The sequence below is a fragment of the Gallibacterium melopsittaci genome, from assembly GCF_042433085.1.
GTDB classification, from domain to species: Bacteria; Pseudomonadota; Gammaproteobacteria; order Enterobacterales; family Pasteurellaceae; genus Gallibacterium; species Gallibacterium melopsittaci.
In genome coordinates, this window is record NZ_JBHLWA010000049.1 from 178,417 (window position 1) to 191,365 (window position 12,949).

11 protein-coding genes are annotated in these 12,949 nt (G+C 34.9%); 4 read left to right on the forward strand and 7 right to left on the reverse strand.

Annotated elements, in window-relative coordinates; translation table 11 throughout:
• Window positions 1–2: 2 nt before the first annotated feature.
• A complete protein-coding gene (locus ACFFHT_RS10635) occupies window positions 3–203 on the reverse strand; it encodes a helix-turn-helix transcriptional regulator (protein WP_382376055.1) in 201 nt (66 codons plus the stop codon).
• The gene (locus tag ACFFHT_RS10640) at window positions 155–1,366 is read right to left on the reverse strand and encodes a hypothetical protein (protein WP_382376057.1); all 1,212 of its coding nucleotides are present in this window, start codon (window positions 1,364–1,366) and stop codon (window positions 155–157) included. Before ACFFHT_RS10640 ends, ACFFHT_RS10635 begins: the two co-directional genes overlap by 49 nt.
• A 165-nt stretch (window positions 1,367–1,531) precedes the next feature.
• Here ACFFHT_RS10640 and ACFFHT_RS10645 point away from each other — a divergent pair, with 165 nt between their 5' ends.
• On the forward strand, window positions 1,532–2,455 hold the full coding sequence (locus ACFFHT_RS10645) for a leucine-rich repeat domain-containing protein (protein WP_382376059.1): 924 nt from the start codon (window positions 1,532–1,534) through the stop codon (window positions 2,453–2,455).
• A 761-nt stretch (window positions 2,456–3,216) separates the two neighbouring features.
• The gene (locus tag ACFFHT_RS10650; RefSeq protein ID WP_382376060.1) at window positions 3,217–4,569 is read left to right on the forward strand and encodes a cytochrome-c peroxidase; all 1,353 of its coding nucleotides are present in this window, start codon (window positions 3,217–3,219) and stop codon (window positions 4,567–4,569) included.
• Window positions 4,570–4,664: 95 nt separating this feature from the next.
• On the opposite strand, the gene ACFFHT_RS10655 is transcribed toward ACFFHT_RS10650, so the two are convergent.
• Complete coding sequence (locus ACFFHT_RS10655) at window positions 4,665–5,492, reverse strand: D-hexose-6-phosphate mutarotase (RefSeq protein WP_382376062.1); 828 nt, start codon at window positions 5,490–5,492, stop codon at window positions 4,665–4,667.
• A gap of 135 nt (window positions 5,493–5,627) precedes the next feature.
• Here ACFFHT_RS10655 and yoaA point away from each other — a divergent pair, with 135 nt between their 5' ends.
• Together yoaA and tsaB are read left to right on the forward strand one after the other, a co-directional pair.
• Window positions 5,628–7,559 carry a DNA repair helicase YoaA gene (gene yoaA / locus ACFFHT_RS10660; RefSeq protein ID WP_382376064.1) on the forward strand — a complete coding sequence of 644 codons (1,932 nt, stop codon included), beginning with the start codon at window positions 5,628–5,630 and terminating at the stop codon, window positions 7,557–7,559.
• A complete protein-coding gene (gene tsaB, locus ACFFHT_RS10665; protein WP_382376066.1) occupies window positions 7,556–8,269 on the forward strand; it encodes a tRNA (adenosine(37)-N6)-threonylcarbamoyltransferase complex dimerization subunit type 1 TsaB in 714 nt (237 codons plus the stop codon). The genes yoaA and tsaB overlap by 4 nt, the downstream gene beginning before the upstream one ends.
• A 67-nt stretch (window positions 8,270–8,336) precedes the next feature.
• On the opposite strand, the gene ACFFHT_RS10670 is transcribed toward tsaB, so the two are convergent.
• Genes ACFFHT_RS10670 through hemC form a run of 4 tightly spaced genes read right to left on the reverse strand, consistent with a single transcriptional unit; the run spans window position 8,337 to window position 12,806 of the window.
• Window positions 8,337–9,602, reverse strand: coding sequence for a heme biosynthesis HemY N-terminal domain-containing protein (locus tag ACFFHT_RS10670; protein WP_382376071.1), 1,266 nt, complete (start codon window positions 9,600–9,602; stop codon window positions 8,337–8,339).
• 15 nt (window positions 9,603–9,617) lie between these two features.
• The gene (locus ACFFHT_RS10675) at window positions 9,618–11,096 is read right to left on the reverse strand and encodes a uroporphyrinogen-III C-methyltransferase (RefSeq protein ID WP_382376073.1); all 1,479 of its coding nucleotides are present in this window, start codon (window positions 11,094–11,096) and stop codon (window positions 9,618–9,620) included.
• Between the two features lie 11 nt (window positions 11,097–11,107).
• Window positions 11,108–11,875, reverse strand: a complete 768-nt coding sequence (locus tag ACFFHT_RS10680) for a uroporphyrinogen-III synthase (RefSeq protein ID WP_382376075.1) — start codon at window positions 11,873–11,875, stop codon at window positions 11,108–11,110.
• Between the two features lie 4 nt (window positions 11,876–11,879).
• A complete protein-coding gene (hemC, locus tag ACFFHT_RS10685) occupies window positions 11,880–12,806 on the reverse strand; it encodes a hydroxymethylbilane synthase (protein WP_382376077.1) in 927 nt (308 codons plus the stop codon).
• Between the last annotated feature and the right edge of the window lie 143 nt (window positions 12,807–12,949).

Sequence of the window (12,949 nt, forward strand, 5' to 3'; positions counted from 1 at the left end):
AGTTAGTTTTCATTTGATAAAAATGCGTTAATTTTTGCTTTATTCCAGAACTCTTTTTTGCCTACTTTGACTGGCTTAGGAAAGTGTCCTGCGTTGTAATGCTTGCGGATAGTTTGTAATGTTAATCCAGTGAGCTTTACAATATCCTTTGCCGTTAAATAAGGGGGTAATTCGGTGTTTTGCTTTGTTGGATAATCGCCCATCTTTCCTCCTGTAATTGGTTAATGTTATCTTGAATCGTTTGTTTGAATTGTTCACAGTGTTGCTGTCGTTCTGTGTCTGAATAGTGCGTTTGCGTTCTGCCATCATCAAATAAGATAAGTGATTCACAGCGCTTCTTATCACTATCATTTAATCCTTGAATGAATGTCTTACAGTCTTGTAATCGTTGTTGATAACGTGCTTGGTGTCGTTCATTTTCTTGGCTAAATTGAAAATGGGTTTTATCAATATAAGCCCTTTCTAATCTTGCCCTGTGAACGTATGCTTGAATGTCAATTTGACATAGTAGGTCTTCTTCTCGTTGTTTTTGTTTTAAGCGTTCTATTTCAATATTGATTTGTTCGATTCGGTCACTATGGGTAAGTTTACGGATAACTTGCTGATAAATACTCGGTAAGTTCACGCTCGCCGTTAAAAACTTATATAAAGGTGTTCTATCTTCGCTATAACTTTCATTGTTATTCGTCCGCCAGCGTTTTATTAAAAAGCGTTGATAGTCGTCTATTGCGTCTGTCAGTGTATTGGTTGTTGTAGGCTGGTGTTGCGTCATTGCGTATTGATTTAAATTGACTAATTCGGCTAAACGTAAATAACAATCTGTTTCTAAGGCTTCGCTTAGTTCCCCATCATAAATGAGTGAGGTGACATTCACACGATTAATAAAGTAATAGGCGGGTTTTAAGAATTTTTGCGACTGTTTATACAGATATAACCTGTTTTTCAGGTCGATTTGTTGGAAAACAATAACTAGACTTTGACCGTCTGTTAATGTGAGAAATAACATTGCTCCACGCACTAACGTTAAACGCTCATCTTTAAAGCTCATTACTTTAGGATTAATAAAGCGGTAACCGTAAAACTCATTAGCGTCAAAGACAATATCCGTCACTTTCTTTACTTCATAAAATCGGCTTTCTAGTATCGGACGTAACTGTTTAAGTTGTTCCTCTAAATAAGTTTGTTGTGCTTCAGAAGCAATACTTGAACTGTTCAAGGTGCTTTTAGTATCAATCTGCAACGCTTCAATAAAATGTAATGGTGTGAATAAAACATCAGAATGTAAGTTAGCATTCCTAAGTTGTGTATAAAGTTCTGCGTATCGTTGCCGTGAAAATAACTGTTTAGAGATTAGATTTAATGCCATAAATTCATCCTTTTTGTGTTGTTTTGTGTACTATAACAACGTGAAAAAAAGTGATTTTTTTATTTTTCCTATGATTTCAGATGAATTAATGTGATATAGGTACAAGTCTTTCTTCATGAAAAACGATAAGATGGAGACGATAAGATAATTTATTTAGAGGGCTAAATGATGAATGAACTCAATCTATCTCATTTTGAATGGTGGTATGGTTTAGAGGAGAATTTCAGAAAAGTTTTGCTAATTACCATTTATGACAAACCGGAGTATTATGTTGATTTTTATGACCTTAAACATACCAAATACACCGATTTAAAACGATCTGAACATTTACTGAAGATTTTTGAATTAAAGCAAATTTCTTATATGAATGATATTCCTTCTAACCCTGAATATACACTTACCAAAGTTCCCTCATTTGAATTTTTTCATAATCTGGAATGTATCGAAATAGTACAGTGTGATTTAGAAGATTTAAGCGGTTTCCAAACTGCGAAACACGCAAAACGCATTTCTATTCATGAAAACTGGCTTTCTGATAACCAACAATTGCAATATTTCAATGGATTAACCGAATTAGAGGAACTAGACCTTTCATTTAATGCGCTTACTGATTTATCCGCTTTACATGATTTGCCAAATTTAAAAGAGATTTCACTTTGTTGCTATTACAATGATGTCAATGTAGCAAGTTTAGTAAAGTTTCCAGCATTAGAAATTATTGATATGGATACTGCAACTGACATCACTATATTAGGTCAATTAACACAGTTAAAATCGTTAGATTATGGAAGTGATGAACGGGAGTTTGATTGTTCTAAAATAGAATGGCTTATTGAGCAATTACCGCAGTGTCAATTTAATTTTTACTTGCCTAATGAAAGACTTGTAAGAAATCCTCAAGGTTTGAGCGATATTAATTTCCTTCATTGTCTAGCACTTCGAGGAATGAAAAAAGAGAATGTAAGAGTATCTGTTCCAAAATTTGCTAATGAAGTTGAACGATTTAACGCACTTGAGGAGAAATACCGCAATAATAATGAAATCTATCCACTTCTCTGTCGAGCAAGAGAACAACTAACACAGGAATAAATTAACAAAATAAGAATGTGAAAGAGATAACCGTTAGGATTTTTTGCCTAACGGTTTTTTATTGTGTCGCTTAAAAACTAAGTTTCTTTGATTTGGCTTATTCTCAAATTGAGGAAAAGGAAATATAGATAGTTTTATCTGCCATTTGGTTTATTTTTAACCACAATGCTTTTTTACATTTTGCCTTAAATTTTTATTCCTAATTACAACAATCTATATCTATTTTGTTGATTAAAAAGTATCCTTTTTTATAATGGTGAACAGGGTGAACACTTAGTGAATACCTAAAAAAGAAGTGTTCACCTTATAAATTATTAATATATAATAATTTTTTTGTAGTGGTGAACACGGTGAATACCTTTTATATAAAAAAATAAATTAGGGTTTAAATATAATTTTGAAATATGACAAATAATTTTTGTAACCAAGAATGTAACCAAGTAAAATATTAAAATCAATAAGTAATTGAAATTAAAATAATTAATTTAAATATTCAAGTCTCGCCCAGGCACCAAAAATTAAAGACCACATACTTAAAATGTGGTCTTTTTTTATGTTTGAATCATTCACCATTTCCTCCGTTTTATCTATCTTTATATGATTATTGATACTCTAAGCAAGACTTTAACTCACGCATAACCTCTCTGACCTAGATCAAACAATTTCAACTTCTTGCTATAATTACCTCTTTTCCATTATTGTGCTTTTGATTGCAATTCTTTTTAATAACTCAAAAAGTTTTTTTGTTATTTATTATCACTATGAAAACAGTTCAAACGACTTTACTTACTACTTCTCTTTTACTCTTAAGTACTTTCTCCTTTGCGGATACCTCCAATACTGCTAATCACGATATTGCCCAAACTCAACAGCAATTAACGGCTCTTGAGATGAAAAAAATCTTCACCGATAAACATTGTATTGATTGCCATACTGCAACGGTTGGCACGAATAATTTGGATCCTGAAACGGTACGTTATATCGAAATTGGTCAAAAAAGTTTCTTAACAAGCCAAATTACTGACAACCTACCACAACCAGAACGAATCACTATTACCGATATTGCGAAATTACAATATTTTTTAACCCATTACCAACAGGCCACTGATATTCACGCCAAATTACCTTACCAATTAAACCAACAAGAACAAACTATATTAAATCAATGGGTTACTCAACAACATCAACAAAAGCTTCCTAACACAGATCAACAAACCTTTATTCAACCTATTCCAGCTATGTTACCTGTTGATTTTCGCAAAGTCATGATTGGAGGGATGTTATTTACGGATGAACGTTTATCTTTGGATAATTCTATTAACTGCTTTAGTTGTCATCTACTGGATAATGGCGGCGTTGATGGTTTAGCGACATCTAATGGAATCAATGGACAAAAAGGTGTTGTCAATGCACCAACGGTGTATAACGCTGTTTTTAATAGTTGGCAATTTTGGGATGGTCGAGCAAAAACACTAGCTGAGCAAGCTGCTCAACCGCCAGTGAATCCGATTGAAATGGGATATCATAATTGGCAAGAAATTGAACAGAAATTTGCACAAGATCCGCAATTTCTCGACCTATTCTTACAAGTTTATCCTGAATTAACAAAAGCTAATATGACGGATGCAATAGCTGAATTTGAGAAACGTTTAATCACACCAAATAGTCCTTTTGATCGCTATTTAAAAGGAGATACCACAGCACTCAATGCTCAACAACAACGTGGTTACCAATTATTTAAACAAAATCGCTGTGATACTTGCCATAGCGGTATCAATATGGGTGGCAATTCTTTTGAGGTTATGGGGATTTATGCAGACTATATTAAAGATCGCAACACACCTGAAACCGAAGCCGATTTAGGGCGATATAATCAGACTAAACAGGATATTGATAAATATCGTTTTAAAGTACCTACTCTACGCAATATTGCTCTAACAGCACCGTATTTTCATGATGCAAGAACTAATGATTTACATGAAGCCGTTAGAATGGTTTTAAAATACCAATTAGGTAAAACACTACCTGAAGATCAAATTGACGATTTAGTTGCTTTCTTACAAGCCTTAACTGGGGAAGTTAGGGGAAAACCTTTAACCAAGAAATCACAATAATCTAAATCTGACCTGCATGATTTTATTCAATTTAAAATATCTTTCAGATTTAAATGTTAGCAGGTCAGATAATTGTTTTATTTATGATAGGGGAACTACTGCTGAATAATTCTTACTTCTAATGATTCGCCTTGTTTTAAAGTTTCATCTACGCGAGCAGTTTCAACACAAAGCATAGTTTTATATCCTTCTGCGGTCATCGCACTCGTTGTTGCAGTCCAAGGATTCCAAACAACTACATTACTTGCATTATTATGTTCTACTTCAATAAACCGTTTATTCGCTTTATCTTCAATATGATTAATTCTATTTTCACCTGAATAAACATAATCAGTTTGTTTATTAATAGTCAGTGGTGACGATACTTCTACAACCTGATTAGCCACTTTATCCATGCATTGTTTTGGTAAACCAAAAATCGTAGTTTGCTCAATGTCACCGATATTAAAGTAAGTATGCAATGCTGCTTGTGCTGCACTATTATTTAATTGTGTAAATTTTATTCTACAATCCTCTGCAAAAGCCATTCTAACACGGGCTATTGCAATATTATTTTCTGAATATAAGCCAAAAATTAATTTCACTTCGTGTTCACTGACTTGCCAATCACTTAATACCCATTGGCTAATACGAGCAAAGCCGTGTGCTGGTTGTTTTACAGTTCCAAACCATGGATAACAAATTGGTATTCCTCCACGAATAGCTACCCCTGTTTTAAATGGTTCAGCTTCACTTAACCACAATAGATCATGAGAAGCAGATTTTGGTTGCCAGCTTAATAATTGTGCACCTTGTAAAGATATGATTGCTCGTCCTGTTTCATGCTCAACCACAATCATGAAAATTTCATTGTAGCGTTGTAAAGAAATATTTGGATGAATCTGTTCAACAAATTCCATTTTATTAAAAAGTGAAAAAGTCATTATTTAACCTCAAAATATTACTAGTAAAATATCCGAGCCTAGGATAGATCGATTAGTGCTTGAAAAAAAGCTATAATCTTAAAATCCACCTTTTTATTGAGATAGTTAAAATTTTCCCGAAAAATAGCTTGTAAAATGTCACAAAAACAACAACTACAAAAAATATTTTCCCCTAATGGTTTATTAAGCCAATCTATTCAACAATTTCAGCCTCGAGCAGAACAGATTGAGATGGCAAATGACGTATTAGAAACGATTGAAAATCAAGCCCAATTAATTGTAGAAGCTGGGACAGGTACGGGAAAAACCTTTGCTTACTTAATTCCAACATTATTAAGTAAGCAAAAAGCAATTATTTCTACTGGCTCAAAAAATTTACAAGATCAACTTTTTCAACGAGATTTGCCAACTATTAGTAAAGCAATGGGCTTTAATGGCAAAATTGCCTTACTTAAAGGAAGAGCCAATTATCTTTGCTTAGATCGATTAGATAGAATTTATCATCGTGGTTTAGTTGGTGATCAAAGTTTGTTAAAAGATTTAAAAGTTATCCAAAAATGGCGTAACCATACCAAAGTTGGTGACTTAAGCGAATGTACTGCATTACCAGAAGATAGTGCATTAATTCCTCAAGTGGTAAGTACTACCGAAAGCTGCTTAGGTGCAGATTGTCCTTTTTATGAAGAATGTTTTGTACTAAAAGCCCGCAAAAAAGCCTTAGATGCAGATTTAGTAGTAATTAATCATCATCTCTTTTTTGCCGATATGGCAATTAAAGAAAATGGTTTTGGAGAACTCATTCCGAATGCCAAAGTGATTATCTTTGATGAAGCTCATCAATTACCAACGATTGCTTGCCAATATTTTGGACAAACTTTAAGTTCTCGCCAACTATTTGATTTATGCCGTGATTTAACTTTAGTTTATCGCACAGAATTAAAAGATATGAGTCAATTAGGCAAAGCGACTGACATTTTGCAAAAAGTAGTACAAGATTTCCGTTTATCCTTGGGTATAGAAAATCAAAAAGGTGATCTTCGCCAACTTTTTTCACAAGAGAAAGTCCAGCAAGAGTTTCAAATTTTATACGATAAACTTGCCTTATTATTAGATGTTGCAAAAGTGGGAGAAAAACGTTCAGATACTTTAGATAAATTAATTGAACGAATTCAGGATCTACTGCAACTCATTGCACGTTTGCAACAAACACAACAAGTCGGCTATTGCTATTGGTATGAAACCTTTGGCAAACAATTTAGCTTACATATTACCCCCTTAACGATTGCCGATAAATTCCAACAACAAATAGAAAAACAATCCGCTGCTTGGATTTTTACCTCTGCAACGTTAGATTCTGGTGATAATTTTGCACATTACGCGGCAAATTTAGGGATTAATGAGGCAAACAAGAAAATTCTACATAGCCCATTTAACTATCCAGAACAAGCATTACTCTGTATTCCTCGTTATTTACCACCAAGCAATCATAAAGATACCTTAACGCAATTAGGACAAATGTTATTACCTGTGATTGAAGCTAATCAAGGTAACTGTTTTGTTTTATGTACCTCTAATTTTATGATGAAAGGCTTTGCTGAATATTTCCGCCAGCACAGCAAATTAAATATTTTATTGCAAGGTGAAACCAGTAAAACACAGCTACTACAACAATTTATTCAAAATAAACATAGTGTATTAGTCGCGACCCAAAGTTTTTGGGAAGGTATTGATGTTAGAGGCGATGCTCTCTCTCTGGTCATTATTGATAAATTACCTTTTGCATCACCTGATGATCCACTACTTAAAGCACGCTTAGAGGACTGTCGCCTACAAGGAGGCGATCCCTTTAATGATATTCAACTTCCTGAAACGATTATTACCTTAAAACAAGGTGTAGGACGTTTAATTCGAGATATTCACGATCGAGGTGTGGTTGTTATTTGTGATGCAAGAATGGTCATGCGTCCATATGGTGAACTTTTTGTAAAAAGTTTACCACCAGCCAAACGAACCCGAGATTTAACTAAAGTAATACAATTTTTACAACATATTAGGAATAAACAATGACAAAACCGACTTTATTAGCCTTAGATACTTCAACAGAAGCCTGCTCTGTCGCATTACTCTATCAAGATGAAGTAACCTATTTAGAAGAAATTGCTCAACGAACACATACACAACGTATTTTGCCAATGGTCGATCAACTCTTGCAACAGTCTGGTTTACAACTCACGCAGCTTGATGGTTTAGTTTTAGGGAGAGGCCCTGGTAGTTTCACTGGCGTGCGTGTTGGTGTATCAGTTGCCCAAGGGCTCGCATTAGGTGCCGAGTTACCAATCTATCCTGTTTCTACTTTAACGGCTATGGCACAAGCCGCATACGAAACGGAACAATCTACGTCAGTATTAAGTGCGATTGATGCAAGAATGAATGAGGTTTATTTTTCACAATTAATCTATCAACCAGTCCTATTAGATAATATTGAGTATGCTGCTTGGCAATTAATTCATCAAGAACAAGTCATTGCACCTGAAAATTTAATTTCACAATTAAGCAATACCAGTGATTATTCTAAGGTAGGGACAGGCTGGGCTGCTTACCCTATATTGGCACAAATACCAGGCAAGTTATCACAAGTCACTTTACCAGCAGCACGCTATATGCTTTCCGTTGCCAAACTTGTTTATGCAAAAAAAGAATCTATTTCTGCAACAGAAATTGAACCAATTTATTTACGAAATGAAGTAACGTGGAAAAAATTACCTGGTAGAGAGTAAAATCTGTTGTATTCTGATCAAAAAGGGCTGTTTTTAACAGCCCTTTACTCTTCGCTATTTAATCTACTTATTTTTTCTCCAAACTTAGTAGATCACTTGCCGACACTGCGGCTTTATCTTCAATTTTCATTGTATCTTTTAAGCATTGTTGGCGGATTTGTTGCGCTGCTGCCACATCATTTGCTTTCTCAGCCAAATAAGCTGCTATTGTATAATCTTGAATATCAATACACGACTTATCTTCTGCTGCTAATACTTGTGTAAAGGCTTGGCGTGCTTTCTCGAATTGATTCGCCCTTAAGGATAAATATCCTATCGCACGTACTAATGCCACCGTAATCACGGCAGACAAATTACCTTTACCTGTTTTCTCTAACCATTTAATTACTTTCTCACTATTACTTACTTGTAAGCGTGCAACTTGGTTAAGGAATGGTAATAAATCATTGGTATCCATACGTTTCATTGAATCTAATACTAGATTATATGCAGAATCATGATCATCACTATCAATTAAACGACGGATCATACCAATAATCGCATAACTATCTTGACGACGAGTACGAGATTGATCTGCCCACCATTGTAGTAGTCCCTCAACTCCTTCTTCATTCATCTTCTCATCCAATAGACCATCTAACACCTGTTGATGTAACGCTTTATAGTCATCACTATTATAAAGCCCACTTTTTGCTATTTGTGGCAACAAGTTATCTAATGCAGTATAAGCATGTGAACGAAGATAAATGGTAATCGCTAAGCGTAATACCTCAACGTTTTGTGGTGCTAATACCAATAAACTATCTACCGCTGTTCTCGCAGTTGGTAATTTATTTTGCTGTAATAAAATTCGTGTCCGTGCAAGTTCTACAATCAAATTATCTGGTCCAGCTAATTCAGTTGCTTCAATCAAATATTTATTCGCACTAAACTCATCACCTCGTTGTTGTGCAGCTTCTGCAGCTTTAACAAAATTGAGTATCGGTTCAGAGGAATGTTTTGCATTTTTACCAATAAGTTTTTCCGCCTTAGCATAATTACCTTCATCCATCTTCACAAAGCCTTGCAAAATTTGTTGCTGAGCTTTGCGTCTTTTACGGACTGAGAACCAGTTATAAGTTCCACTACTTAAACGAATAAAACGTGTAATTAACCACTCAATACCATAAATCACAGCAAGCGCAATCACAAAGAATACAACTAGCATAGTAATGCTCATCTCAATACTATGCGAATCCGTTAAAATACGTACATAACCTTGCTTGCCTGAAATATAAGGACCTGCAATAAATCCAACCAGCAAGATAACCATTAAGAATAATACTCTAAACATATGCTTTTTCTCCTACTATTCAGTTTTTGCTGGTTGATTAGTATTCGGTGCCTCTGTAGTATTTGACCGATTCTCTACAGGTGCTTGAGTTGCTTCACTGGATTCTTTAGGTTGTTCTGTTGCGGGTGTTTCTTTTGTTTTCGCTTCTTCCGCTTTGTTCTCTTCTAAAATTTGTGGATTTGCCTTCATCTCAACTTTTTCAATTTTATGCGGTTGTTTATGCAACATTTCATCTAAAATCGTCAAACTTTTAAAAGTACTCGGTGCATCAACATAAATAGATTGTTCAGATAAATCATCTAGTTGTTGTAAGAAACGTTGTACTAAGGCACTATCGGTATTGAAATAACTTCTTACCCAAGAAGTTACCGCTTCTAAAGAAGTTTTATACAATTCATTTTGTTGACGTGGTACAGCAAGTAAAGCAATTTGCAAACGCAAGCGAATATTTTCACGTAAATAAATATCCTGATTTGGTGCTAATAATGCTTTTTCAACAGGATCTCTTGGTTGAATACGAATAAAATGATTCAAGAAAGAGGTTGCAGATTTCTCAACATTAGTTCGCCAATCACTAATAGAATCAGAAAGTTCTCCACTTTCTTCCGTTGCATTATCAGAAGAAAGATCTAACACATCTAAATCATCAACAGAATTCGCTAATTGCGATAATTTCTGCATAATTGCATTTTGATCAACATCATTCACGTCAGCTAAGCGTTTCAAATCCTGGGCAATCGCTGTTCTAACACTGATAGCTCGAGGATCAGAAACATCATTTAATACGACATCGGCTTCTTTGAGTAATGAAATTGCCGTACTTAGATCATTATCGATAAGTAATTTACGCTGTGCATTACTTAATAAAAAATCAGCTTCTGACAACAACCATTCATTTGGTTGGCTTTCTGCTTTATCTGCAACCGCTTTATTGAGTTGCGATTGCAATGCAATAATTTGTTGCTCTGTGATGCCTTTATTCTGTTCTAATGCACTAAGTGCATTTTTCGCAGCTTCCAACTCACTTGTTGTATTAACTAATGCTGCTTTAACCGCATCAAAATCAGCTTTATTAACACTATCTGCTGGCATAGCTGGAACAGCTTTTTGATTTTCTTCTAATGTCGCAATTTTTTGTTGTAATTGATTAAATTGTTGTTGACCAAGATAATAACCTGCTCCACCAACACCTAATGCAACCAATAAAGCTAAGAAAGCCAGCCCCTTACCACCAGAAGATTTTTTCGTTTCTGATGCTGCAGGTGCGGATTTTGATTGTTCTACTTGTGGTGCGGTTACGGTTGAAGATGCTTTTACATCTTCTGTGATTTTTTCCTCATCTTTTTTCACGTTTTTTTCAACTTTTTGCTCAGCAGAATCAACTTTAGGTAAATCTGTTTCTTTTGCTGTTGTTGTTTCCTCTACACTCGGAGTAACCTCTTCATTTACCTCTGTATTTTTCTGAATATCAGTTTCATCATGTTGTTTTTTCATTGCTACTCCTATTATTTATCTCGTGAATGGGGATAAAAAGATAATATTGTTTTCAATAAACTTAAATTATCGGCCTTTTCAGTGAGAATAACCTTATCTTCTTGCCAACCTGCTTGAATAGCAAGTTGAGCAATACGATCACTAATCACCACCAACTTACAATTTAATAACCAATTATGTTCACTTTTAGGAATAAAATCCAGTAAATACCGTAAAATTTCGCCACTCGTCACCACTATCGTATCAATACCTGCCCGCGAAAAAATGGTCAATTCTGTTTCATCTAATTGTTGTAACTCTCGATGATAACACGCCACCATTTCAACGTTTGCTCCACGTTGTAAAAGTTGATCTGGTAGAAGTTCTCTTCCTTGTTGCCCACGTAAAATTAATATTTGCTTGTCTTGGCAATGTTGCAACAAAGACAAAGCCAATAACCCTTCGCTATTTTCTTGAGCAAAAGGATAATGCACTGGCTGTTGTGAAACTTCACTAAGTAACATTGCTGTTTTACGTCCAACTGCTAAATAATCCAAATCTGAACGCCAAACAAAACCTGTATTTTGTAATACCTGTTGAGCATAATGTACTGCGTATTGCGATACACAAATCACTTTTACATTAGGATTTAGCTGTTGCAGCTTTTGAGGTAATTGATTTAATTGCTCACCACTGGCAATTTTAATAAAAGGAGCATGAATAGCTGCAATACCTTCACGATTTAACATTGCAGTTAATATTTGACCTGACTCCTCTGGACGTGTAACCAAAATTCCCATGAATTTATTCCAACACTTGTGCTAACAATTTTTCTGCACCTTGTGCTAATAACGATTCAGCAACTTGAATTCCTAGTTGTGCAGCTTGATTACGTGGTGCTTTAGCTTCAGCTCGTAATATTTTGCTACCATCTACTGCACCTACTAATGCACGTAAATATAGTTGTTCGCCTTGTAATATCGCATAGCCAGCAATAGGTACTTGGCAACCACCTTGCAGACGATTATTCATTGCTCGTTCAGCAATCACACGATCCCAAGTATCTTGATGAAGTAATGGTTGTAATAATTTATTCACCCAAACATCATCTTCACGACATTCAACACCAACAGCACCCTGCCCCACTGCAGGTAATGAATAATCTACCTCAATAAAACTTCTAATTCGCTGTTGCTCACCTAACCGAATTAATCCTGCTGCTGCAAGAATAATTGCATCATATTCACCTTCATCCAGTTTTCTCAACCGCGTACCTACATTCCCACGCAAAGTTTTTAACTCAAGATCGGGACGTAATGCTTTTAACTGACACTGGCGACGTAAACTAGATGTTCCTACTACTGCATTTTGTGGTAATTCGGCAAATGAAGCATACTGATTAGAAACAAAGGCATCACGAGGATCTTCTCGTTCACAAATTACACTTAAATGTAAACCTTCTGGAAATTGCATTGGCACATCTTTCATAGAGTGAACAGCAATATCAGCTCGATTTTCCAATAAAGCAAGTTCTAATTCTTTGACAAATAACCCTTTACCACCAATTTTAGCTAATGGTGTATCTAATAATACATCTCCCTTTGTCACCATCGTGACTAATTCAACGTGAAGTTCAGGATATAAAGATTCCAGTTGTTGTTTGATAAAATTAGCTTGCCATAAGGCGAGAGGACTTTGCCGAGTTGCAATACGAATAACATTTTTTTGCATAATTCACTCTTTTATGATTAACTTATTTTTCATTGTTTAAATGAAACTATATCCTATCATTGTTACTAAGCATTGTCAGTGCTTAGAAAAATAATCTTCATTGAGCTTAATCAAAAACTTAACACCTCTACCTGTTTGAGTAT